The organism is Mucilaginibacter sp. (assembly GCF_036568825.1).
Classification (GTDB): Bacteria; Bacteroidota; Bacteroidia; order Sphingobacteriales; family Sphingobacteriaceae; genus Mucilaginibacter.
On sequence record NZ_DATCRU010000003.1, the window covers coordinates 15,723 to 39,791 of the forward strand.

A 24,069-nucleotide genomic window follows, 5' to 3' on the forward strand; every position below is an offset into this window, starting at 1 on the left:
TAATTTATATATGATTACAAAACCTGTCGATCTGGGCGAGCAAAGTGAAGTGGAGGTGTACGGCGCCCGGGTACATAATTTAAAGAATATCGATGTTTCCTTTCCGCGCAACCAGCTGGTGGTAGTCACCGGGCTGAGTGGCAGCGGCAAATCATCACTGGCATTTGATACCATTTATGCCGAGGGGCAGCGCCGTTATATGGAAACGTTTTCGGCCTACTCGCGCCAGTTTATGGGTGGCATGGAGCGTCCGGATGTGGATAAGGTATCGGGGTTAAGCCCTGTAATTGCCATTGAGCAAAAAACGACCAGCAAAAACCCACGGTCTACTGTTGGTACCATTACGGAGATATATGATTTTATGCGTCTGCTATATGCCCGCGCAGGTGAAGCCTATTCTTATGTAACAGGCGAGAAGATGGAGCGCATGTCGGAAGACCAGATATTGAAGACGATAACTGAGAAATTCGATGGACAACCGGTAAATATTCTTGCTCCTGTTGTTAAAGGTCGTAAAGGGCATTATCGGGAATTATTTGAGCAGATACGCAAACAAGGATATCTGAAGGTTTGGATCGACGGTGCTATTGCCGATGTTGAGCCCAAAATGCAGGTTGACCGTTACAAAATTCACGATATCGATATTGTGGTTGATCGCCTGGTGATCAGTGATAAAGATCATAAACGGCTTCATACTTCCATTCAATCGGCCTTAAAGATTGCCAAGGGCATTATTCGCATTGCCGACAAGGATAACAATGTATTTTACTACAGCAAATACCTGATGGACCCGGTTTCGGGGATATCTTATGATGAGCCTCAGCCAAATACATTCTCATTCAACTCACCTTATGGCGCCTGCGAAAAATGCGACGGTTTGGGTTACATTTTTGAGGTAGATGAAAAATCGGTTATCCCTAATCCTAAGCTGAGCATTATGAATGGTGGGTTAGCCCCATTAGGCGAATACCGCGAAACATGGATATTTCAGGTGCTGAAAGCATTGGCCAAGAAATATGAATTTAATCTGTCTACACCCATAGAAAAACTTCCGAAAGAAACTTTGGATATAATTTTGAACGGTTCGCCTGAGATGATCACTGTGGCCGTAGAGTACAATAAATGGAATGTGCAAAACTACCAAATCAGTTTCGACGGTATTGTGCGCATGCTGGAAGAGCAGCAGGAACGCCGCGGCGAGGATGATCTGGACGACATGGAGAATTACCGCGTTCTGAAGACTTGCCCTGTTTGCGAGGGAGCCCGATTGAAAAAGGAATCACTGCACTTTAAGATCAACCATAAAAATATTTTCGAGCTGGCATGCATGGATATCCGCACGCTGGATGAATGGTTTACCAATCTGGAAGACCGGCTAAACGAGCGTCAGAATACAATCGCTAAAGAAATATTGAAAGAGATACGCGCACGTATAGTTTTCTTATTGGATGTAGGTTTAAGTTATTTAACACTCGACCGTACCGCAAGAACACTTTCCGGTGGCGAAGCTCAGCGTATCAGGTTGGCAACGCAAATTGGTTCGCAATTGATGAATGTGATGTACATTTTGGATGAGCCGAGTATTGGTTTACATCAACGTGATAATGAACGATTGATCAGCGCACTGAAAAACCTTCGCGACTTGGGTAATACGGTACTGGTCGTGGAACACGACAAAGATATGATCCTTGAAGCTGACCATGTAATCGATATGGGGCCGGCAGCAGGCGTGCATGGTGGAGAGATTGTAGCACAGGGCACGCCTCAGCAGTTGATGGCTGAACATACCTTAACTACCTCCTACCTGAATGGCGAAAAACAAATCGAAATACCGAAAAAGAGACGCGAGGGTAATGGTAAAATATTATCGCTCAAAAAAGCGACCGGGCATAATCTGAAAAAAGTGTCGGTTGATTTTCCTTTGGGTAAGTTGATTGGCATTACGGGAGTATCGGGCAGTGGTAAATCAAGTTTGATCACTGAGACCCTATATCCTATCTTGAATCATCATTTTTTCAGGGCGAAGAAACAGCCTTTGCCTTATGAAGCAATTGAGGGTTTGGAGAATATAGATAAAGTAATTGAGATCGACCAGACACCAATAGGACGTACACCGCGTTCCAATCCTGCTACTTACACTGGTGTATTTTCTGATATCCGTAATCTGTATGTACAGTTACCGGAATCGAAGATCAGGGGCTACAAGCCTGGGCGCTTTTCATTTAATGTAAAAGGCGGTCGTTGCGAAACCTGCCAGGGCGCAGGCATGAAAGTGATCGAAATGAATTTTTTGCCGGACGTACAGGTGCCTTGTGAAGAGTGCGGTGGCAGAAGATACAACCGAGAAACTTTGGAAGTACGCTATCGCGGAAAATCCATCAGTGATGTATTGGATATGAGTATCGAAACTGCTTGCGAGTTCTTTGAGCATATCCCATCCATCTACCGCAAAATAAAAACACTGTTTGATGTTGGCCTGGGATATATTACCCTCGGACAGGCATCAACAACTCTATCCGGCGGCGAAGCACAGCGTGTTAAACTGGCTACCGAACTTTCTAAAAAAGATACCGGTAATACCTTTTATATCCTGGATGAACCAACAACAGGTTTACATTTCGAAGATATCAATGTGCTGCTTGGCGTATTGAATCAATTAGTAGATAAAGGCAATACCGTATTGGTGATCGAGCATAATCTCGATGTGATCAAGGTGGTAGATCATGTAATTGATCTCGGTCCGGAAGGTGGCTCTGGCGGTGGTAAGATTTTATTCAGCGGCACACCGGAAGGATTGTGCAAAGTTAAAGAAAGCTTTACGGGACAGTTTTTGAAGAAGGAGATGGGAATAAAATAATTGTACAAAATCATGTACAATTATTTTATATTTCTTATCTTTACATAAAGAGTCATCATTATGCAGATTACCACATATTCCGCTTTCAGACAACAATTAAAGTCTTACCTGGATAAGGTACGTAACAGTCACTCGCCACTATATGTTACCACTGCCAATGGTGAAGATGTTGTCGTACTTTCAAAATCAGATTATGAAAGTATGGAAGAAACCTTCTATCTGCTAAAAAGTCCTGCTAATGCTTTACGGTTATTAAATGGTATCGAGGAGTATAAAAAAGGACTAGGAACAGAAAGAAATCTGATTGAAGAATGAAGATCATTTTTCTAAGTTCCGGTTGGGAAGATTATCTATACTGGCAAGGTACCGATAAATCCATGCTCAAAAAGATCAACTCATTAATAAAAGAAATTGAACGCGCCCCTTTTGAGGGTAATGGTAAACCTGAACCATTGAAACATAACCTTGCAGGCTGGTGGTCGAGAAGAATGAATCTTGAGCACCGATTGGTATATAAAGTCGAAGATAAGGCTATCATCATTTTGCAATGCAGATATCATTATTGATTAATATTCCTGCAAAACAAAAAGCATAAACATTACCTTTAGTCATTATGCTTCCTTTACTTGTTTCCTCACAGATCCGCGAGGCGGATGCCTATACTATTGAACACGAACCTATCGCTTCTATCGACCTGATGGAGCGGGCGTCCAAAGCTTTTGTGGGCTGGTTTGTTAACCATTTTCCGGATAAATTTCAAAGTATCTCTGTGTATTGCGGGACGGGCAATAATGGCGGCGATGGTTTAGCTATTGCACGAATGTTAAAGGATCACGGTTATCAGAAAATCGATGTTAAAATAGCCTTCTTCTCTTCCCGCTTATCGGATGATTTTAATACCAATTTGGATAGGCTATTTCCGTCAGGTATTGGCATTTTTGAAATTAAACCTGGCGAAGATCTGCCTGAAGAAAACAGCAGCATTATTATAGATGCACTATTAGGAACAGGCCTTAATAAACCTCTTGAAGGCGATTATAAACGATTGGTTAACTACCTCAACAATCTTCATAAAACCGTTGTGGCGGTAGATATACCTACTGGATTTTTCAGTGAAGGCGTAACCGATTCTGAAGCATCTGTTTTAAAAGCTGATCTGGCCATCACCTTTCAACAGCCTAAGATCAACTTCTTATTACCTGAATCAGGACCATATGTCCATTGCTGGGAAGCTGTTAACATTGGCCTTAACGAGGAATTTATACGGTCATTGGATTCACCATATCAGTTGGTGGAGGAAAAAGATATACGTAAAAGATTAAAACCACGCCATCGGTTTAGCAATAAAGGCACTTACGGGCATTCATTGATCATTGCAGGGGCAGCTGAAACTATGGGCGCGGCATTGTTGTGTGCATCTGCTTGTGCTTATGCCGGCTCGGGATTGACTACAGCCTGCATTCCGCAAAGTGGATTGGTTGCGCTCAACAGCTATCATCCCGAAATAATGGCCATCGTCAGAAACAAAGATGAGGAGCCGGAAATGGAGTGGGAAAAGTTCAGTACGGTTGCTATCGGACCAGGAATTGGTAAGGACAAGGATACATTGGCTTTATTGGTCAAACTTCTGCAAACGTATCAAAAGCCTATTGTAATGGATGCTGACGCGCTTAACCTGCTTTCAGTTCATTTTGGCTTATGGCGATATGTTCCGAAAGGAAGTATTATAACCCCGCATGTGAAAGAATTCGATCGTTTATTTGGCGAACATACCGGTTGGTGGCAGCGTTTGCAAACCGGCATCGATATGGCTCAGGAACACGGCATTTATATCGTTCTGAAAAATGATTACACGATGACCATTACTCCGCAGGGAAAGCTCTTTTTTAATTCCACCAGCAATGCAGCTATGGCCAGCGGCGGCATGGGCGATGTGCTAACCGGTGTCATTGCGGCATTGTTAGCTCAAAAATATTCTCCTGAAGATGCTTGTATTATCGGCAATTATATTCATGGTAAAGCGGGGGACGAATTGGCTTTGCCTAATCGCATGCATGTGGTGCTACCGGGGCGTTTGATTACTCAGTTACCCATTACCATTGCAAAATTAATGGCATAAAAAAAGCGACCGTAGTATTGCCCGGTCGCGTTTTTAATTAATATATTAACTGATCTTATAAAGAACGAATACTCTATTTGTTTATCTAAAAGACAAACCTAATACGCGTTTTGTTACAACATCGTATAGCGAATTTTTGTTTTTTAACAATAATTAACATTTCTATGGCATTTAACCTACCAATTCGTTAGAATAAGACAGGTTTGTTACGAAGAGAAAATATCAGAATTTGCCGATTACCATCATTTGATCCATTGTTGGCGTCAGGCTGCCGCCGCGGCGTTCGAGGGTTACAGCAAAGGCATCAGCAGAAGCAATAGATTTCATTTCCTTCATGCCTTTAGATGTGGTATCGGCATCAAATACACCCAAATCGACCGGTTTACCACTTACCATTGCCCACAGTTGGTATTGATGGTCCTTGTCATTAACAGGCATATCGGCATTGGTCATATCGATCATTACCTTTTTCTTTGCAGGGCTCCATGCCACCATTAATTTTGATGAAGGCGATTTTGGTGTACCCTGCAATTTGAGCATTTTGAAAGAAGGATCATGGAATATGCTTAGCTCATTATCCATCAGGCTGGCCTGGTTGGCAAACCGCTGATTTTGAGATTGTAGGGACGCTACCAGGTTATTTGATTCCTGCAACTTATTGTAAACGCTTATCAAAGCCACTATGCTCACTAGCAATAAGGCCAGGCAAGCCGCGAAAGCATATTTAAAGAAGGTATTTGAACGCGCGCGGGAAATTGGAATAACAACATTATCTTCCTCATTCGCTGCTGTTCTTGTTGAACTGAAAGTACGGTCATCGCCTAAATTAACAACAAGACTATTCAATACCCTGTTGCGCAGGTTTTCAGAAGGTTCAACAGCATTTTCTTCGGCATACAATTCCATTGAACGCCCGATCTCATCCAGTTCGGCTTTGATTGCCGGATGCTTTTGGGCCATGGCTTCCACCTGGGCCCGCTCTTCCGGCGTCACATCACCCAAAACATAGAGTTCGAGTATTCCTGATTCGATATATGCCTTAATATCTTCCAATTTCTAATTAAAATATTTCCTCAATTGTGTTATCGCCATCCTCAGTCTTGTTTTAATGGTACCCAAAGGCACGCCAAGTTCATCGGCAGCCTCCACATGGGTGTATCCCTTAAAGTAAACGAGGTCGAGTATGGATTTCTGTTCTGGCTTCAACTGCTCCACTAAATCCCTAACGCCAAGGAGTTCTGGCTTATAAACCGTATTTCTCTGTTCGTCAATGAAAGTTACGTTATTTTCAAGCTCCTGGTTTTTAGTCTGATTCTTAAAGTCTTTGGAGCGTATTTTATCGATAGCCAGGTTACGTGCAATATTCACCATCCAGGTAAACAGGCGGCCTTTTTCAGTACTGTAGCTGGAGAATGAATTCCATATCTTTACAAAAGTATCCTGTAAAATATCTTCAGCAAGGGCCTCGTCATTAACGATCCGCACGATCACACCAAAAAGCGATGAAGAATACATATCGTACAAAGCCTCTGCAGCAATCTTTTCCCGCCGCTGCAAAGCAAGTACAAGTTCTTCTTCAGAAAGGGATATTTTTCGCTTCTTACTCAAGGCTGAGTGAAGATAGAAAGTAATATTTAGATTTCAAACAGGTGTTTTTCGGCATGGTATGACGAGCGTACCAGCGGACCACTTTCCACATATTTGAAACCCATTTCCAGGCCAATTTCTTTGTAACGGGCAAATTGATCGGGATGTATCCAGTCAATTACCGGGTGGTGACTGCGGGTTGGCTGTAGGTATTGGCCAAGCGTAAGAATATGCACACCTGCATCAAACAGGTCCTGCATTGCTTCAATCACGTCTTCTTCTGTTTCACCCAAACCAAGCATAATGCCCGATTTGGTACGCAAGCCAGCTTTTGAGATATGTTTTAAACATTCCAGACTGCGGTCATATTTAGCCTGTATGCGAACTTCTTTAGTCAGTCGGCGAACAGTTTCCAGGTTATGAGATACAACTTCGGGGCGGACGGCTAACACACGTTCCAAATTTTCCCAAATGCCTTTAAAGTCAGGTAATAAAGTTTCCAGTGTAGTTTCAGGGCTTTCGCGGCGGATAGCGTTGATGGTTTCAGCCCAAATGATAGAACCTCCATCTTTTAAATCATCGCGGTCAACAGAAGTGATCACGCAATGCTTTACCTGCATTAGCTTTACTGAGTTGGCCACTCGGTTTGGTTCGTCTAAATCGACTGCTAATGGTCTACCAGTAGCAACGGCACAAAATGAGCATGAGCGGGTACAAATATTACCCAGGATCATGAAAGTCGCTGTACCTGCTCCCCAGCATTCACCCATGTTCGGACAATTGCCGCTTTCGCAAATGGTGTGCAGTTTATGGGTATCCACCAAATTACGTACATGCGCATACTCTTTTCCAACGGGAAGCTTCACCCTCAGCCAATCTGGCTTACGTTGCGTTTGGTTAGCAGGGACTACCGGCAATTCAATCATAAAAACAAAAGTAAGCAAAATCAACCTAACACCCTAAACGGGCATTTGGAATATTACAGTGGATTGATTTATTGATGTGCAGATGCGTGGATGTGCAGATGTGCAAATGAAAATCAATTAACTTCTTCGAGTGCTTCTTCGATAGAGATTGATTAATGTGCAGATGCGTGGATGTGCAGATGTGCAAATGAAAATCAATTGACCTCTGATAGTGCTTCTTCTATAGAGATGCCACTATGAGACTGGTCGAGGATGCACTCGCCGTCTTTTATCAATAATAACTGGGGTGATTCGTGGTGCACGTGGAAATCATGTGCTATCTGGTTGGATATATCGCGGTGTTTAATAAGGTCGAGGAAATAAACCGGCAGGGTTTCGGGCAAATGATCGCCATCTTTTTCGATGCGCCTTTTTGCCATCAGGCTGACGGCGCAGCGTGTGCTATGTTTATAAATAAGGCTATAACCCTGGTGATGTTTAATTCCGTTCAGCTGTTCTGCTGACTCCAACGATATCCAATTCATAAAAAGTTAAAATATACTAACCGACAAAAATACGGTTCGTAACCCAATTAGTTTTAACCAGGGAGAAAAATGACTTTTTGATGTTATCGGCTATGTTTAGGGTATGAAGCGTAAGCCGGGCATAATTTGTTTGAGCATGATGCGATGCTGCCTGCAAGAACTACGATGATGATAAAGTAAATTAATTTTTTCATGGTCTTAATATGTCTGTTAAACGAATTTTACGAATTTAAAGTTTCAGCCAAATTAGCCATTTTAATCGCAGTTACAGCCGCTTCGTCTCCTTTGTTTCCGTGCTTGCCGCCTGCTCTGTCGATGGCCTGTTGCTGGTTATCAGTGGTCAATACACCAAAAATAACCGGCTTTGAATATTTTATAGCTACGTTACTTATCCCGTTAGCTACGGCATCGCAAATAAAATCGAAATGCCTTGTTTCGCCTTGTATCACACATCCCAGGCAGATCACCGCATCTACGTGAAGATTCTTTAATAAGATATCCGCACCCGATGTCAGTTCAAAACTACCCGGAACTGAATAACTGAAGATATTATCCGGTAATGCGCCATTATTGATCAGGCTTTGATAGGCCCCTTCGTATAACGCATTGGTTATCTCCATGTTCCATTCGGCAACAACTATACCAAAGCGATAATTTATAGCTGATGGTATTTCTGTAGACGAAAAATCGGACAAGTTTTTTAGCTGAGTAGCCATTTTTTTAACGTTTAAGCAGATTTTTGAGTATAAATAAAAAATCCTAAAGGTTTATATCATATTACTATATAGGCCTTTAGGATTCAGTTAAATTGTGGAATATAATTCCCGAATTACATCTTAGCTTCCACACGTGCTATGTATGCATCCATGCTTTGTGCTTCGTTGCTTTCAGGATAATCTGATTTTATTTTCTTATAAGTTTCGTCGGCAGACTTGTAATCTTTCTGCTCTTCATATACCAATCCTAGCTTCTTCAAGTAGAAGGGCGACAGGAATTTGTTGCCTGCTTTGTCAGCTGCTTTCTTAAAGAAAGTAGACGCTTTGTCGTAATCTTTCAATTGGACATAAGCATCGCCTGTTCCGCCCAAAGCCTCTGCTGAAGCCATAGCATCGCTGCCGCGATAGTTGGTCAGGTCGTCGATTGCTTTTTTGTAATCGCCTTTATTAAGATAAGCGATACCTGCATAGAAATAAGCCAGGTTTGCAGCTTTAGTATTGCTGTAATCGCTGATAATCTTTTCAAAACCCGGATAACCTGCATCGCCTTTTAAAGCTTTATCCCAGTCTTTTTTAGCAAATGCATCCTGTGCAACATACATCTGGCTGGCAGCTTTTTCCTCACGTGGCGCGAGGTACATTTTCTGGTATGCAAAATAAATGATCACCATTGCAACAATGGCTCCTGCAATAAAAATTAAGCTTTTTTGGTTCTCGCGTACAAATTTACCGGTCTGTCCAAAATCGTTATCTTTCGCAATGACCTGGGTATTATTCGCCTGGGTTTTTGACATTTCTATTCTAAAATTAAGTTTGCAAAAATACAGTTTTCAATTTTGTAAGCAATAGGTTGATGGAAATATTTAATTAGTTGATTGAGTGAGTGGTTGATTATGTTAAATGGTTGATTGCGTTGAATAAATACGAACTGCTTAACCAATCAACTATTTAACCACTTAACCGCACAACAAAAACACTACCTTTGACAACCCTTATGTATCTGCAGCAATTATCCGTTATCAACTTTAAGAATTACAGCGAGGCTGAGCTGAATTTCAGCGAGGGTGTCAATGCTTTTACTGGTAATAACGGTGCCGGCAAAACTAATTTGCTGGATGCGATACATTACCTGTCGCTTTGCAAAAGCTATTTTAACCCGATTGACAGCCAGCAAATAAAAACCGGCACGGATATGTTTGTGATCAATGGCATGTTCAATAAGGACGGTCACAAAGAAACTATTGCATGCGGACTGAAGCGCAACCAGAAAAAGCAATTCAAGCGGAATAAGAAGGACTATCAACGCCTGGCGGATCATATTGGTTTGTTTCCACTGGTGATGATCTCGCCATATGATATCAGTATTATTATAGAAGGCAGCGAGGAACGCCGGAAATTTATCGATAACGTCATTTCTCAAACCGATAATAAATACCTGGACGAGCTCATCACCTATAATAAGGTATTGATCAACAGGAATGCATTGTTAAAACGCATTGCTGAAACCGGAAGATATGATCCTGAATTGCTGAATGTATTTGACGAACAATTGATCACTTCAGGCAACCTGATATTTGAAAAGCGTAAAGCTTTTATGGAGGCTATAACACCTGTATTTAATAAGCATTACCAGTTTTTGAGCGGTGATGCCGAGCAGGTTGAACTGGTTTACGAGTCGCAATTATTACAGGGAGATTTTGCTGATCTGCTGAAAAAAAGCACCGAAAAGGATCGTATATTAGAGCGGACCACAACCGGCATTCATAAAGACGAACTGCAGTTTGCTATTCATGGAATGCCGATGAAAAAATTTGGTTCGCAAGGACAGCAGAAGTCGTTTTTGATAGCATTGAAGCTGGCGCAGTATTCTTACCTGTATCAGCAAAAGGGGTTTAAGCCTTTGCTGTTATTGGATGATATATTTGATAAGCTGGATGACAACCGGGTAACCAAACTGATGCAGATGGTATCGAATCACGACTTCGGACAGGTATTCATTACTGATACCAGCGCCGCCAAAGTGGAAGGTATATTCGATAGACTAAATATCGACCTTAAACTATTTAATGTAACAGGAGGCGAGATTGATGGGCAGAACTAACGACAAGAGCCTGAAAGAAGCCATTGAGCAGATGCTGCAGGTGTACAAGATCAAGCGGAAGTATGACGAAACGGGCATCAAAGCTTCGTGGCCGCAACTGGTGGGCAAGTCGGTAGCTAATCGTACCAAGGAGATCTATATCCACGATAAGAAATTATTTCTGCGCATCGAATCGTCGGTCATTAAAAATGAGCTGATACTAATGCGTTCGCAAATAATAGAGAAGATCAATAACGAGACTAAGAGTGTATTGGTTGAAGATATTATCTTCCTCTAGACCATCTTGATCTGGCCAATGCTTTTTTCCTGAAATCGTCGCTGATGATCGAGTAACCTAATATCATAACTCCGGGAGTAATGAATACAAGCTGCACTTCAGGCGGGTGATGAAGGAAAAACAGGGAGTTAACAACAATGATTGCTGTTATCACCAGGGCGTACACTAAACATTTAATTAACAGTTTCATGGTGTATGTTTTTGCTGCTATTGTGCCAATAATCGTGCCATTTAATTTTACACGATCATAACTGCAACATTTCCAACTCCGTAAAACTATTACTTCAAGAGCAAAAAAGCAAGTAAAAAAGGGAAATATATCCCGGATATGGTTAGTGATACACACATCCGGGATGAAATAATTTAGAATTTCTCGAAAGCTGAGAAATAGAAGCTACCTTCAATTTGGGCGTTCTCGTCAGAGTCTGAACCGTGAACAGCATTTGCATCGATAGATTTTGCAAACAGGTTACGGATAGTTCCCGGCTCTGCTTTAGCTGGGTCGGTTGCGCCGATCAGCTTGCGGAAATCTTCAACGGCATTATCTTTTTCAAGAATAGCAGCAACGATCGGTCCTGAAGACATGAAAGTTACCAGGTCGTTGTAGAAAGGACGTGCTTTATGCACTGCGTAAAATTCGCCGGCTTTCTCAGGAGTAAGCCACAGGTATTTCATAGCGGTGATCTTAAAGCCACCTTTTATAATATGATCTAAAATAGCACCGATATGGCCGTTAGCCACCGCGTCGGGCTTAATCATAGTGAATGTTTTATTAGTTTCCATCGTATTTATTAAATTGCCGCAAAAGTAGCGTTTTAAACTTTATAAAATAAACCCTTTTCGCTTTATAATTAGATACTTCGTATTTAATTTATTTCTTTAGCTTTGCAGCTATTTTGAAAATTGATGCTGGATTTAGCTGCACTTAAAAATCTACTTAGCCAACCGCGTAAAATTGTGATCACCACCCATCATAAACCTGATGGTGATGCAATGGGTTCATCGCTCGGCTTATATAATTATCTGATACAGCAGGGGCATCATACACAAGTAATCACTCCTACAGATTATCCCGATTTTCTGGCCTGGATGCCAGGCAATGAGAATGTCATCATCTTTACGGAGCACCTGGAAGAATCAGCAGCTCTTGTTGCAGAGGCCGAGATCATATTCTGCCTCGACTTTAATACCCTGAGCCGGATAAATGAATTAGGCGAACTGGTTCGCGCCAGCAGCGCTGTTAAAGTGATGATCGACCATCACCTGGAGCCTGAGGATTTTGATGATTACCGTCATTGGGATATTAATGCCTGTGCAAGCGCGCAGCTGGTTTATGATTTCATCGTAAATCAATTACAGAACAAAGCGCTGGTGAATAAAGATGTGGCTACCTGTCTTTATACCGGCATCATGACCGACTCTGCGTCGTTCCGCTTGCCTAACACTACGCCTGCTGTACACCGCATTGCTGCAGACCTGATTGAAGCGGGCGCAGTAAACTGGCATATTCACGAATTGGTTTACAGCAACTCGTCTGAAATGCGCTTAAGATTCCTGGGACATTGCCTTAAAAATAAACTGGAAGTAATATACGAATACAATACTGCGTTTATCTCCGTTAATAGACAGGAATTAGAAGAGTATGATGTAATTACCGGTGATACAGAGGGAATTGTGAATTACGCATTGTCAATTACAGGGATCCGCTTAGCTGCTTTTATAGTGGAACGTCCGGATAAAGTAAAGCTTTCGTTAAGGTCGAGGGGTGAGTTTCCTGCGAACGAGATCTGTAAAAAATATTTTAATGGTGGCGGTCACCGCAATGCGGCGGGCGGCACATCAACCGATAGCCTGGAAGAGGTGGTCAATCAATTCAAACAAATTTTACCTGAATATAAAAAACTATTAATACAATAAATGATGAAGAAAAACTTAATGTTTTTAGCTCTTGCAGCGATTGGATTAGCAAGCTGTAACGGCGGATTTAAAAAGGGCAACGGCGGTATGCTATATGATATACACGTTGACAAAGGTGCGCCAAGAGTAAAAGAAGGCGACTTTGTTAGCCTTCAGCTTATCGCCAAAACCGATGGTGACTCCGTTTTGATGAGCACTTACGAGCAGGGACGCCCTATCCTTACCCTTTTGCAAAAAGCGCAAACCCCGGGTGATATTTTTGCCGGTGTTAAATTATTGGGTGAAGGCGATAGCGCGACTATCAAAACCAACATCGATTCGATCATGAAAAAAGGTATGCGCCGCCCTCCTTTAAAAGGCAAGTACATCGTTTATGAAGTAAAGATCGACAAGGTGATCCCGAAAGGTAAAATGGCCGATACTGCATTCAACAGCGCTATCACTGCATACCTGAAAGGCCAGGCTGAAGTTTTGAAAAAAGCCGAACCTGAAAAAATCAAAAAATATCTTGATGCTAATAAACTGACTGGCACAACTACTGCATCAGGTTTATTCTATACCATTACAAAACAAGGTGCTGGCGACAAACCTGCTACAGGCGATACTGTATATGTAAACTATGTAGGTAAATTTGTTACCGGCAAGTTATTTGAAACCAACGTGAAGGATGTTGCCCAGAAAGAAAAAACCTTCAACCCAATGATGCAGTACAAACCTATCCCGGTTGTGGTTGGTGTTAAAGCCGTTATACCTGGCTGGGATGAAGGCCTTCAGTTGATGAACAAAGGCGAGAAAGCTACTTTCGTTATCCCTTCTAAATTAGCTTATGGCGAACAAGGCAACCAGATCATTCAACCGTTTACACCATTGGTATTTGACGTTGAAGTGGTTAACATCGTTCACCCTGATCCAAATGCTAAGAAACCAACGCCGCCAGCGCCGTTAACCCTGCAGCAATTGCAGCAGCAGGCAAAACAACAGCAAGCGCCGGCTAAGAAATAACAACTAATACCTAGCCCTCTGCGTAAAACGGAGGGCTTTTATTTTAATACTATGATGAAGAAATTTGCTTTGTTAACTTTATTATCCTTAACTGCCGGAATTTGTGCAAACGCCCAGGATAATTCAGTGAAAACCCCAAAGGGGGCGCTTGTAAAAGTAGTAACCAGCAACCCTGGTGATAAGATCAAACTGAACGATGTAATCACTTTTGATGTGGTGCAAAAAACCGAAAAGGACTCCGTTCTTTTCAGCAGCTACATGCTTGGGCATCCGTTGAAAATACAAATACAAGCTAGCCAGAACGTAGGCGACCTGATGGACGCACTGCCTTTATTGGCTGCAAAAGATAGCGCTTATATAAAAGTACCTACCGATTCTGTTTTTAAAGACCATGAAGATCAACGCCCTCCTTTCCTGAAAAAAGGCAGCTGGCTGGTATTTAATGTAAAGATCGAAAAGATACAATCGCTACAGGAAGCTATGGACGAGAAAAATGCCGAGGCCGAAAAAGTAAAGGCATCAGAGGCTGCTGAACGTGATAAGTATATTGCAGGTCACAAGCTGATCGTTAAAACCACGCCGTCAGGGTTGAAATATGTAGTCACCCAGCCTTCCTTGAAGCCAAAACCACAATTGGGCGATACGGTGCTGGTTAATTATATCGGTCGTACAACCAATGACAAGGTATTCGATTCAAGCATACAGGCTGAAGCACAAAAGGCTGGACTGAACCAGCCTGGTCGCAATTATGAGCCTTTGCAAGTGATATTAGGTACTACCCCGATCATAAAGGGCTGGAACGAAGGCCTGTTATTATTAAATGAAGGATCAAAAGCAAAACTGATCATTCCGTCTGACCTGGGTTATGGCGCTGAAGGTGCCGGAGAGGATATAACACCATATAGCACATTAGTATTCGATGTGGAATTGGTAAAGGTTAAGCCGATAAAGCACGCGGCACCAAAGCCTGCTCCTAAAAAGGCTACGACGACGAAACACACCGTCGCAAAAAAGAAAAGCTAATATTTAGGCCCCGGTTCGCCGGGGCTTTTTATTTTTGCAGCATGATATTGACCGACACACATACCCATCAATATTACGAGACTGATCCGGCGAAAAGACAGGAATTGATGCAACGCTGTCTGGATAACGGTATCGGTCGTTTGTTTTTACCGAATGTTGATTCAGCATCTATCGATTTAGTGATGAGCCAGGTAGCCGCATTCCCTGAATACTGCTTCCCGATGCTTGGCTTGCACCCATGTGATGTAAAAGATAACTGGCAACAGGAGCTGGAAACCATTTTTAATGCTATTCCCAAATATGAGATATACGCTATCGGTGAAATAGGCATCGACCTCTATTGGGACAAAACCACGCTGGATAACCAAGTCGAAGCTTTTAAAATACAAATCAATTGGGCAAAGGAACTAAAATTACCTATCGTTATCCATTGCCGTGACTCCTTTGATGAAGTGCTTGCTGTTTTAGAAGATGAGAAAGATAACGACTTACGTGGCATTCTACATTGCTTTACCGGCAACCTTGAACAGGCAAATAAACTGGTTGATCTTGGCTTTTATCTTGGCATAGGTGGTGTACTTACCTACAAAAACTCCGGTTTAGACAAGGTAGTACAGGAAATTGACTTAAAACATATCGTTTTGGAAACAGATTCTCCCTATCTTACGCCCGTTCCGCATCGCGGCAAGCGCAATGAGAGCTCTTATCTGAAATATGTTGCTGAAAAGGTTGCCGATCTGCACCGGGTGAGCGTTGAAGAAGTTGCTGCCATAACCACCGCCAACTCAAAAATTGTGTTTGGCGTGTGAACATTTTATATTTACATTTTATTAGATTCCCCGATTCATGAACCAGATACTGATCATCTATACCGGAGGGACAATCGGTATGATGACCGACCCCAAAACCAAAGCGCTTAAGCCGATTAACTTCGAACAGATCATGGAGAATGTTCCTGAACTAGAGAAGTTAAACTGCAAGATACTGGTTCATTCTTTTGAGCACATCATCGATTCTTCCAACATGAACCCTGAGATTTGGTGCCAGCTGGCCCATCTGGTTAGGGACCACTATGATAGCGTAGATGGTTTTGTGATACTGCATGGCTCGGATACTATGGCCTTTACGGCATCGGCACTGAGCTTTATGCTCGAGAACCTCGCGAAACCGGTTATTTTCACAGGCTCCCAATTGCCTATCAGCGCTATCCGTACCGACGCCAAGGAAAACCTGATGACCGCCATCGAGATCGCCAAAGCAAAAAAACACGACCGTGCGCGCGTACCTGAAGTATGTATCTACTTTGATTATAAATTATTCAGGGGCAACCGGGCATTTAAGTATAACTCATCCAAATTCGAGGCATTCCGTTCGCCGAACTACCCTATTCTCGCCGAGTCTGGCGTGCACCTCAAATTTAGTTTGAACGATATAAGGCAACCGGTAGACGATCACTTTATAGTTCACAGCGATTTGGCCAATGATGTAGCAGTGTTGAAACTGTATCCGGGCATAAGTCCGAAGGTGGTAGAAAACATCTTATCCGCTGATGTTCGCGGCATTGTAATGGAAACCTTCGGTGCAGGTAATACCACTACCGACCAATGGTTTATTGATCTGCTTAAAAATGCCATCAACAGCGGCAAGGTGATATTGGACATCTCTCAATGTAAAGTAGGCACAGTAGAATTAGGTCGATATGAGACTAGTAAAGAGTTAAAAGACATGGGCGTTGCCAACGGTTACGACATGACCTACGAAGCGGCCATTACCAAAATGATGTACCTACTTGGTCAATACAAAGAACCTGCTGTTATCAAGGAATTGCTGGAGACGGATTTGCGCGGTGAGCTTACGATATCGTAGCGTTAAACTTTGTTAAATAAGTAGTACTGTAATGCTTATTTAATTCAAAGCTTCTATTTTTGAATGTAAACCTTCGCTTATGTTCAAAACCTATATCAAACTTGCGCTGCGCAACCTTTGGAAGCATAAAACTACTACGCTGATCAATGTATCCGGACTTGCCGTTGGCCTGGCTTGTTGTGCATTGGTATTTCTTTATTATCAGCACGAGACAAGCTTTGACAAAGGATTCGATAATGCGGAGAACATTTACAGGGTAACATCTACCTTTAGTGATGGCAGTAAGGCCCCTACCGTGGGTATGCCCTACGCTAAGCATCTGAAGGCTGAAATCCCAGAAGTAGAGGAAGTGGGCCGCCTGGATGCTACCAACGGTACGGTCATAGTACAGGCACAAAACACTGGTGTTTCCACTCCTTATGCAGAAGATTCCGGTTATTGGGTCGACCCGGAGTTTTTCAATGTACTATCATTCCACTTTTTATATGGTGACAGGAGTTCTGCTTTCAAAGCACCCAACACGGTTGTTTTATCACAAACACTCGCAAAAAAGCTTTATGGCAATACCTACCCAATTGGTAAAGCCGTAAAAGTCGGGCCTGTCATATATACAGTGTCAGGGGTCTTTAAGGAAGACTTTCTAAACCATATCCAGGCTGATTTTTTTGCATCAAACGACAGTGATGGTGCCCGGGAGCACATCGCTAATAATAACAGTTGGGTGGTTAACGACAATTTCTATACCTATGTAAAGCTGAAACCTAACAGCAACGTTCAGCATGTTATAAAAGAGTTGAATGATTATCTGCAGCGTCATGGTGGTGCTGAAATGAAGGAGCACAGCGACCATATCACCAACTCCTTGCAGGCTCTAAAAGATATCCATCTTAACTCCTCAAATTTCATGGATTACCTTGCCTATAAACAGGGCAATATTAAATATATCTTCTTGCTGGCCTCAGTTGCCTTTCTGATTTTATTGCTGGCCAGCATCAATTACATGAACCTGACTACAGCCCAGGCAATGAGTCGTGCTCGCGAGGCTGGGGTGCGCCGCGTTCTGGGTGCAGCTAAGTCTGCTATCCGATACCAGTTTTTAACAGAATCAAGCATCATCAGTATCTGTTCATTATTGATATCGGTTGCTTTAGCATTCCTGTTTTTACCTGAATTTAATAGTCTTACGGGGCAATCGTTATCCTTCTTTGCAAAAGAGAACAGCAGTCTTATTTTATGGATGGTGTTGATATCTGTAATAACCGGACTTGCATCAGGTTTGTATCCCGCATTTTATCTTTCAGGTTTCAATCCGGTTAAGGTATTAAAAGGTAAGATTACCGACTCTCCGGGTATGTTTAATATCCGAAAGGTCTTGATTGTTACGCAATTCATTATTTCAACCTGCCTGATATTTTCTACCATTGTGATCTGGAAACAACTGCATTTTATGATCAACGCCAAAACGGGCTTTGATCAGGACCAGCAATTGGTGATCAATCTTAACAGCTATCAATCGCAGAAAAACAGTGATATCCTGATGAAGCAAATGAGCGGCAATGCAAACTTTAAAACCATTACCCGCGCCACTGCACCGCTTATATCAGGCGATATGAATCTGTATTCAGCTACCAAAACGATCAGCGATAAGCAAATCGTTTTTATGGATTTTGCAGATGAGAATTATCTGAAAACTCTGGGCCTGCAACTGATTTCAGGCAGCAATATTAATCCCGAAACATTTACCAATACCAACATGCAGGAGGACATGGAACTGCATGATTTTGGCAAGGAAATTATATTAAACGAAGAAGCTACAAAGCTATTAGGCTTAGACCCCTATACCGCGCCGGGCAAATATGTTTCGCACTTACACAATGGCATTGTATACAATTATAAGATAGTCGGCGTAGTGAAAAATTATCATTATTTCTCGCTGCATGCCTCAATCGGACCATGCGGTATCATGGCTTGCAATCCTTTAAGGTGCACATCCATAGTTGCCAAAGTAAATGGCCATCAGGCTGCATCTGCCGTACAGTTTGTTTCCGACCAATGGAAGAAGCTGAATCCGGATACGCCATTCTCTTATGGATTCCTCGATGCTATTTTCCAAAGCGATTATTCGCGCGACCAAAGCACACAGAAAATGACCGGCATATTTGCAACAATGGCAATCTTTATTTCTTGCTTAGGTCTTTTGGGACTAATTACCTATAGCCTTACCCGCAAGGCCCGCGAAATAGGCATACGCAAAGTTCTTGGAGCAAGCGTAAGCAATATCGTGGTGTTGTTTTATAAACAATATTTCAGGCTAGTTCTTGTTGCTAATCTGATCGCCCTGCCATTAGGCTGGTATTTTATGCGCAGCTGGCTAAGCGATTTCCCGTATAAGGTTACCATCAGTTGGTGGGTATTTGCAATTTCTTTATTGTCTGGGTTGATCGTTGCTTTCTTCACCATTTCTTTCAAAACCATTAAAGCAGCGACTATTAACCCCGTTGAAAGCTTGAGAAACGAATAGATAAAACAAAGCGACAGGTATACAACCTGCCGCTTTATAATGTACCCAATTGTATCGGGCAGGTGCCTCACCGCACCGCCCTCAACAATACCGATACTCAGGGGTATTAGTCTCTTTTACATCCGGCCTATATTCCCTTCTTCGACACGCTTTTTGTAAGCGCCGTAGAATATGATCGGGAAGATGAACAGGTTAAATGTTGTATTGGTGATCAACCCGCCTATCACCACAATAGCCAGCGGTTTTGATGCTTCCGAACCAATGCCGTTTGACATAGCCGCTGGCAATAGACCAATAGCAGCCATAAGGGCTGTCATTACCACTGCACGTAGACGGTCTGCAACGCCTAATCGCAATGCATCTGAGAAGCGGCGGGCTGAATGGAATCTCAACTCTTTAATATTGCTCTTGAATTTGGTGATGAGGATCACCCCGTTTTGAACACATATCCCAAACAGGGCTATAAAGCCAATACCTGCCGAAATATTGAAGTTGACACCCGTTATCAGCAAGGCCAGGATACCACCGGCTATCGCGAACGGTACGTTGTTCAACACAAGCAGCGAGTCCTTCACATTACCAAACAGGATAAACAGGATAAAGAAGATAATAAGCAAACTGATTGGCACTACCTGCGCCAGTCGTTTTGAGGCACGTTGCTGGTTCTCGAAATCACCTGCCCATTCAAGGAAATAGCCTTTTGGTAATTTGATCCTGGCATTTACTTTATCCTGCGCTTCTTTGATAGTACTACCCATATCACGGCCGCGAATAGAGAACTTGATGGCCCCATAACGTTTATGGGCATCGCGGTAGATCATACTAATACCGGTAGTTTTGGTAATATCCGCAATTTCGCGAAGCGGAACTTTATTGCCGCTAATGGATGGCACGCGGAGGTCGCCGATGGATTGCGTATTATTTCTAAAATCTTCAGGATAACGGATACGTAGATCGAATTTCCGTTCACCTTCATATATCTGTGTGGCCGCTTTACCTCCAATGGCAGTTTCGATCACCGCATTGGCGTCCGCGGCGGTAACCCCATATTGGGCCATCTTTACCTGGTTCAGATTGATCTGCAATTCAGGCTGTCCCATATCGCGCAAAACTCCCAAATCTTCGATGCCTTTAACGCCTTTCAGGATATTAGAAATCGTGTCTTCTTTGCCTTCTATGAATTTGTAGTCATCACCAAATAGTTTTACAACTATAGAACCCTTTACACCTGATACAGCCTCTTCCACATTATCCGAGATCGGCTGCGAGAAGTTCAGATCGACCCCTGGGAAAAATTTTAGTTTCTCCTGCATCCTCTGAATTAATTCTTCCTTAGTTTCGCCCCTCGCCCATTTGTCCTGCGGGTATATATCAACGTGAAACTCGATGTTGTAAAAGCCAGTTGCATCCGTACCATCGTTCGGCCGACCAGTTTGTGAGAGCACCTGTTTTACTTCTGAAAAGCTCAGGAATATCTTACGCATCTCATTCGCCAGTTTTACCGATTCACCAAGTGAAGTGCTTAATGGACCGGTCGCTCTTACATATATTGCGCCCTCATTTAACTCTGGTAAGAACTCTGTTCCCAGCAATTCAAAACAGGCCAGGCAGATGAATAAAGTACCGATGGTAAACGGCAGCATCAATTTTCTGAATTTGAAGCACCATGAATAAATGCTCATGCAAAAACCACTGATAAACTCGACAAAGACATTGTGCTTTTCCTTTACATTTTTATTGAGCAGCACGCTTGCAAAAGCAGGCACAAAAGTGAAGGTCATGATCAAAGCGCCCAGCAATGCAAAGCCTAATGTCCAGGCCAGAGGCGAGAACATTTTGCCTTCTACCTTCTGGAAACTGAAGATTGGCAGTAATCCTGTTATGATTATGGCTTTGGCGAAGAATATACCTTTACCGTTAACCAGACAGGCTTCCTTGATCATGCCCAGTTTACTCAGACGGTTGTATTTCTCCATCCCCACTTCCCTGGCACGATGATCAAGCACCACGAATATTCCCTCCACCATCACCACAGCGCCGTCTATGATGATACCAAAGTCGATAGCACCCATTGAAAGCAGGTTGGCCGACATTCCTTTTAACTTAAGACAGATAAAGGCGAACAACAAAGCCAGCGGAATAATCAACGATACAATCAGCGTAGTACGCCAGTCGGCCATGAAAAGGAACACGATCACGGTTACGAAGATGATCCCCTCGAACATGTTGTGAAGTACCGTATGCGTAGCGAAGTTTACCAGGTCCTCGCGGTCGTAAAAGGTTTTGATCTTTACGTCGGATGGTAAAATATTGTAGTTCAGGTCGTGTATTTTCTCTTTCAGCGCCGCAATCACCAGGCTTGGATTTTCGCCTTTGCGCATCACTACGATACCTTCTACCACATCGGGGTCGCGGTCGCGACCTACTTGTCCTAGTCTTGGCAATGCGGATTCCGTTACTTCGGCAATAGTCTTCACATAAATAGGCGTACCTTTTACGTTATTGATGACCACGTTCTTGATCTCGTCGATATTGTTCAATAAGCCGATGCCACGCACTACGTAAGCCTGGCCGCTTTGCTCGATCACATCCCCGCCCACATTTACGTTGCTTTTCGATACCGCATCATAAAGCTCCAGTGCCGATACACCATATTGCAAAGCTTTCTGGGGGTCGACAGTGATCTGGTAAGTTTTTACTTCGCCGCCAAAACTGTTCACATCAGCTACACCGGGCACGGCGCGTATCTCGCGGTCAACTACCCAGTCTTCAATCGTTTTCAGATCGCGCACTGATCGTTTATTGCTGGTCAATGTAAAGCGGTAAATCTCACCTGTTGGGCCATAAGGCGGCTCGATGGATGGGTTGACCCCATCGGGCAGATTGGCATCGCCGATGTGGTTATTGATCTGCAGACGTGCAAAAGCATAGTCTACGTCATCATCAAAAGTTACTTTAACTACTGACAAACCAAACAAGGAAGACGACCGGATGCTGGTTTTCTTTTCTGCCGGGTTCATGGCAATTTCCAGCGGACGGGTTACAAATTTCTCCACCTCCTCAGCGCTGCGTCCCGGCCATTGTGAAATGATAGTCACCGAAGTATTGGTCACGTCCGGGAAAGCGTCGATACTGATATTTTTAAAGCTGATATACCCTCCGGCTGCAAGCAAGGCAGTCACGAAGAATATAAAATACTTATTTGTTAATGCAAATGATAAAACCCTTTTTATGAATCGATTCATGTTGTGATTTCGAATTTCGGATGTCCGATTTCGGATTTACTTTTTTATGTTCTATTTCAATTTATTCACGCCAACCACCTTGCGCCTCGCATCAATCCTTAAGCGATTCAAAAAGATACACTTGTCTTGACGCCACTATGCGGTCGCCGGGTTTTAAACCTGCGCGGATATAGGCGCGGTCTTCCACCCTTTTGGCAATGTCGACCTGCTGGATATGCACATGTGCCTTACCATCAACCACCACCACATAGTTTTTATCATTATCGAAAATCAAAGCACGGGTATTGATAACAGGCAAGTTTTCACCCGATTTAGCTTTGATAGTCACGCTGGCAAACATGCCCGGTTTTAGTTTATTGCCGGGGTTGTTAATTTTTACCCTCGCTTTGATTACCTTATCATCAGGATCAAGCATATCGTAGATCTTATCGATCTTACCATCAAAAACCTTATCAGGATAAGACAGCGTAGTGATCTTTACCGGGTCGCCGGTTTGAATATTGGCGATATCAGATTCATAAATATTGATGAGTACATACACATCTGACAGATCGGCAATCGTAAACAGGTTGGTACTGTTATCGGCTCTCACCTGGGTATTATCCGTCAGGTTTTTTTCGATGACATAACCCGAAATAGGTGACTTTACAACGTACCCTTCTGCATTGCTTTTGTTGATACCAACCACCTCGCTGGCACGTTTATTTTCGGCTACGGCCTTTTGGTAATCAGATTGTGCCTGTTCAAAATCCTTTTGAGAGGCCAAACCACTTTTATACAGATCCTGAGTGGATTCTAAAGTCCGCTTGGCACTTCTCAGATCAGCTTCGGCAGAAATATAATCCTTGGTAAAGGCGGCCATTTCAGCACTCTTCATAATGGCTAAGGTTTGGCCCTTGCTTACCACATCGCCTAATTGCACATTAACATCTTTTGCCACGCCGCTTACCATTGGGTAAATTTTAACTGATTTATTTTCATCAGGTGCAATGCTGCCGGTCAGTTTTATCTCAGATAGCGCGCTGGCCTCCTTTACGGTATCTATCAGCAGGCTTCTCAGGAGCGTATCCGTCACCTGGAATTTTTCGTCTTTCTCGCCGCCTGTATTTTCAGAACGGTGACAACTTTGCAGCATTAACACTGCAGAAACTGCTACGACAGCAGCCATAAGGTAGTATTGCGGTTTTAACATATCGCGTGGCGCTTTTATAAAATATATTTTATCCTTTATATGAGTCATTGCCGTGGCAAGTGCAGCTAATAGCTGCACCGCCTTTGGCAACCTTAATACGACTAGGGGTATTAAGTATCATTAGTAGGGGTATTTTGAAAATTAGTGTCCCTGTTATTCGCTCTTGTAAAAGGCTGATTGCCTGGCAGTGGTCTGC

At 42.9% G+C, this 24,069-nt stretch carries 22 protein-coding genes; 12 read left to right on the forward strand and 10 right to left on the reverse strand.

What is annotated here, in order from left to right:
* Positions 1-10 precede the first annotated feature (10 nt).
* From uvrA to VIM89_RS00485, 4 genes are read left to right on the forward strand one after another with little or no spacing between them, the layout of a single operon-like run.
* Complete coding sequence (gene uvrA, locus VIM89_RS00470) at positions 11-2,857, forward strand: excinuclease ABC subunit UvrA (RefSeq protein WP_488154147.1); 2,847 nt, start codon at positions 11-13, stop codon at positions 2,855-2,857.
* A 60-nt stretch (positions 2,858-2,917) separates the two neighbouring features.
* Complete coding sequence (locus tag VIM89_RS00475) at positions 2,918-3,172, forward strand: type II toxin-antitoxin system Phd/YefM family antitoxin (protein ID WP_488154148.1); 255 nt, start codon at positions 2,918-2,920, stop codon at positions 3,170-3,172.
* Positions 3,169-3,423 (forward strand): Txe/YoeB family addiction module toxin, encoded by a 255-nt coding sequence (locus VIM89_RS00480; protein ID WP_488154149.1) that lies wholly within the window; start codon positions 3,169-3,171, stop codon positions 3,421-3,423. The genes VIM89_RS00475 and VIM89_RS00480 overlap by 4 nt, the downstream gene beginning before the upstream one ends.
* 47 nt (positions 3,424-3,470) lie before the next feature.
* Positions 3,471-4,976 (forward strand): NAD(P)H-hydrate dehydratase, encoded by a 1,506-nt coding sequence (locus tag VIM89_RS00485; RefSeq protein ID WP_488154150.1) that lies wholly within the window; start codon positions 3,471-3,473, stop codon positions 4,974-4,976.
* A 222-nt stretch (positions 4,977-5,198) separates the two neighbouring features.
* On the opposite strand, the gene VIM89_RS00490 is transcribed toward VIM89_RS00485, so the two are convergent.
* The 6 genes from VIM89_RS00490 to VIM89_RS00515 all read right to left on the reverse strand — a co-directional run bounded on the left by VIM89_RS00490 (position 5,199) and on the right by VIM89_RS00515 (position 9,523).
* Positions 5,199-6,029, reverse strand: a complete 831-nt coding sequence (locus VIM89_RS00490; RefSeq protein ID WP_488154151.1) for an anti-sigma factor — start codon at positions 6,027-6,029, stop codon at positions 5,199-5,201.
* Between the two features lie 3 nt (positions 6,030-6,032).
* Positions 6,033-6,584, reverse strand: a complete 552-nt coding sequence (locus VIM89_RS00495; RefSeq protein ID WP_488154152.1) for an RNA polymerase sigma factor — start codon at positions 6,582-6,584, stop codon at positions 6,033-6,035.
* A 26-nt stretch (positions 6,585-6,610) separates the two neighbouring features.
* Entirely contained in the window at positions 6,611-7,489 is an 879-nt protein-coding gene (gene lipA, locus VIM89_RS00500; protein WP_488154153.1) for a lipoyl synthase, read from the reverse strand.
* Between the two features lie 194 nt (positions 7,490-7,683).
* The gene (gene ytxJ / locus VIM89_RS00505) at positions 7,684-8,013 is read right to left on the reverse strand and encodes a bacillithiol system redox-active protein YtxJ (RefSeq protein ID WP_488154154.1); all 330 of its coding nucleotides are present in this window, start codon (positions 8,011-8,013) and stop codon (positions 7,684-7,686) included.
* A gap of 221 nt (positions 8,014-8,234) precedes the next feature.
* On the reverse strand, positions 8,235-8,729 hold the full coding sequence (gene ribH / locus VIM89_RS00510) for a 6,7-dimethyl-8-ribityllumazine synthase (protein ID WP_488154155.1): 495 nt from the start codon (positions 8,727-8,729) through the stop codon (positions 8,235-8,237).
* A 113-nt stretch (positions 8,730-8,842) separates the two neighbouring features.
* On the reverse strand, positions 8,843-9,523 hold the full coding sequence (locus VIM89_RS00515; RefSeq protein WP_488154156.1) for a tetratricopeptide repeat protein: 681 nt from the start codon (positions 9,521-9,523) through the stop codon (positions 8,843-8,845).
* Positions 9,524-9,723: 200 nt separating this feature from the next.
* On the opposite strand from VIM89_RS00515, the gene recF reads away from it, so the two are divergent.
* Both recF and VIM89_RS00525 read left to right on the forward strand, forming a co-directional pair.
* Complete coding sequence (recF, locus tag VIM89_RS00520; protein WP_488154190.1) at positions 9,724-10,830, forward strand: DNA replication/repair protein RecF; 1,107 nt, start codon at positions 9,724-9,726, stop codon at positions 10,828-10,830.
* On the forward strand, positions 10,817-11,107 hold the full coding sequence (locus VIM89_RS00525) for a DciA family protein (RefSeq protein WP_488154157.1): 291 nt from the start codon (positions 10,817-10,819) through the stop codon (positions 11,105-11,107). The genes recF and VIM89_RS00525 overlap by 14 nt, the downstream gene beginning before the upstream one ends.
* Here VIM89_RS00525 and VIM89_RS00530 read toward each other — a convergent pair.
* Positions 11,094-11,297 (reverse strand): hypothetical protein, encoded by a 204-nt coding sequence (locus VIM89_RS00530; protein WP_302900025.1) that lies wholly within the window; start codon positions 11,295-11,297, stop codon positions 11,094-11,096. The two genes, VIM89_RS00525 and VIM89_RS00530, sit on opposite strands and share 14 nt — an antisense overlap.
* Before the next feature lie 173 nt (positions 11,298-11,470).
* A complete protein-coding gene (locus tag VIM89_RS00535; RefSeq protein WP_488154158.1) occupies positions 11,471-11,890 on the reverse strand; it encodes a nucleoside-diphosphate kinase in 420 nt (139 codons plus the stop codon).
* Between the two features lie 123 nt (positions 11,891-12,013).
* Between VIM89_RS00535 and VIM89_RS00540 the strand changes: the two genes are divergently transcribed.
* From VIM89_RS00540 to VIM89_RS00565, 6 genes are all read left to right on the forward strand, one after another.
* Positions 12,014-13,024, forward strand: coding sequence for a DHH family phosphoesterase (locus VIM89_RS00540; RefSeq protein ID WP_488154159.1), 1,011 nt, complete (start codon positions 12,014-12,016; stop codon positions 13,022-13,024).
* Positions 13,025-14,026: an FKBP-type peptidyl-prolyl cis-trans isomerase gene (locus VIM89_RS00545; protein WP_488154160.1), complete on the forward strand. Its 1,002-nt coding sequence runs from the start codon at positions 13,025-13,027 to the stop codon at positions 14,024-14,026.
* Between the two features lie 51 nt (positions 14,027-14,077).
* Complete coding sequence (locus tag VIM89_RS00550; RefSeq protein WP_488154161.1) at positions 14,078-15,049, forward strand: FKBP-type peptidyl-prolyl cis-trans isomerase; 972 nt, start codon at positions 14,078-14,080, stop codon at positions 15,047-15,049.
* A 41-nt stretch (positions 15,050-15,090) separates the two neighbouring features.
* Positions 15,091-15,858 (forward strand): TatD family hydrolase, encoded by a 768-nt coding sequence (locus tag VIM89_RS00555; protein ID WP_488154162.1) that lies wholly within the window; start codon positions 15,091-15,093, stop codon positions 15,856-15,858.
* Positions 15,859-15,895: 37 nt separating this feature from the next.
* A complete protein-coding gene (locus tag VIM89_RS00560; RefSeq protein ID WP_488154163.1) occupies positions 15,896-16,915 on the forward strand; it encodes an asparaginase in 1,020 nt (339 codons plus the stop codon).
* Between the two features lie 79 nt (positions 16,916-16,994).
* Positions 16,995-19,436 (forward strand): ABC transporter permease, encoded by a 2,442-nt coding sequence (locus tag VIM89_RS00565; protein ID WP_488154164.1) that lies wholly within the window; start codon positions 16,995-16,997, stop codon positions 19,434-19,436.
* 116 nt (positions 19,437-19,552) lie between these two features.
* On the opposite strand, the gene VIM89_RS00570 is transcribed toward VIM89_RS00565, so the two are convergent.
* Together VIM89_RS00570 and VIM89_RS00575 are read right to left on the reverse strand one after the other, a co-directional pair.
* Positions 19,553-22,681, reverse strand: a complete 3,129-nt coding sequence (locus VIM89_RS00570; protein WP_488154165.1) for an efflux RND transporter permease subunit — start codon at positions 22,679-22,681, stop codon at positions 19,553-19,555.
* Between the two features lie 91 nt (positions 22,682-22,772).
* Positions 22,773-23,921, reverse strand: coding sequence for an efflux RND transporter periplasmic adaptor subunit (locus VIM89_RS00575; protein ID WP_488154166.1), 1,149 nt, complete (start codon positions 23,919-23,921; stop codon positions 22,773-22,775).
* Between the last annotated feature and the right edge of the window lie 148 nt (positions 23,922-24,069).

Coding starts and splice junctions, on each gene's coding strand:
- lipA (WP_488154153.1), bottom strand. CDS start 7,489: ATGATTGAATTGCCGGTAGTCCCTGCTAACCAAACGCAACGTAAGCCA.
- ribH (WP_488154155.1), bottom strand. CDS start 8,729: ATGGCTACTCAGCTAAAAAACTTGTCCGATTTTTCGTCTACAGAAATA.
- VIM89_RS00560 (WP_488154163.1), top strand. CDS start 15,896: ATGAACCAGATACTGATCATCTATACCGGAGGGACAATCGGTATGATG.
- VIM89_RS00550 (WP_488154161.1), top strand. CDS start 14,078: ATGATGAAGAAATTTGCTTTGTTAACTTTATTATCCTTAACTGCCGGA.
- VIM89_RS00535 (WP_488154158.1), bottom strand. CDS start 11,890: ATGGAAACTAATAAAACATTCACTATGATTAAGCCCGACGCGGTGGCT.
- ytxJ (WP_488154154.1), bottom strand. CDS start 8,013: ATGAATTGGATATCGTTGGAGTCAGCAGAACAGCTGAACGGAATTAAA.
- VIM89_RS00480 (WP_488154149.1), top strand. CDS start 3,169: ATGAAGATCATTTTTCTAAGTTCCGGTTGGGAAGATTATCTATACTGG.
- VIM89_RS00515 (WP_488154156.1), bottom strand. CDS start 9,523: ATGTCAAAAACCCAGGCGAATAATACCCAGGTCATTGCGAAAGATAAC.
- VIM89_RS00475 (WP_488154148.1), top strand. CDS start 2,918: ATGCAGATTACCACATATTCCGCTTTCAGACAACAATTAAAGTCTTAC.
- uvrA (WP_488154147.1), top strand. CDS start 11: ATGATTACAAAACCTGTCGATCTGGGCGAGCAAAGTGAAGTGGAGGTG.
- VIM89_RS00575 (WP_488154166.1), bottom strand. CDS start 23,921: ATGACTCATATAAAGGATAAAATATATTTTATAAAAGCGCCACGCGAT.
- VIM89_RS00485 (WP_488154150.1), top strand. CDS start 3,471: ATGCTTCCTTTACTTGTTTCCTCACAGATCCGCGAGGCGGATGCCTAT.
- VIM89_RS00565 (WP_488154164.1), top strand. CDS start 16,995: ATGTTCAAAACCTATATCAAACTTGCGCTGCGCAACCTTTGGAAGCAT.
- VIM89_RS00545 (WP_488154160.1), top strand. CDS start 13,025: ATGATGAAGAAAAACTTAATGTTTTTAGCTCTTGCAGCGATTGGATTA.
- VIM89_RS00540 (WP_488154159.1), top strand. CDS start 12,014: ATGCTGGATTTAGCTGCACTTAAAAATCTACTTAGCCAACCGCGTAAA.
- VIM89_RS00530 (WP_302900025.1), bottom strand. CDS start 11,297: ATGAAACTGTTAATTAAATGTTTAGTGTACGCCCTGGTGATAACAGCA.
- VIM89_RS00570 (WP_488154165.1), bottom strand. CDS start 22,681: ATGAATCGATTCATAAAAAGGGTTTTATCATTTGCATTAACAAATAAG.
- recF (WP_488154190.1), top strand. CDS start 9,724: ATGTATCTGCAGCAATTATCCGTTATCAACTTTAAGAATTACAGCGAG.
- VIM89_RS00525 (WP_488154157.1), top strand. CDS start 10,817: ATGGGCAGAACTAACGACAAGAGCCTGAAAGAAGCCATTGAGCAGATG.
- VIM89_RS00555 (WP_488154162.1), top strand. CDS start 15,091: ATGATATTGACCGACACACATACCCATCAATATTACGAGACTGATCCG.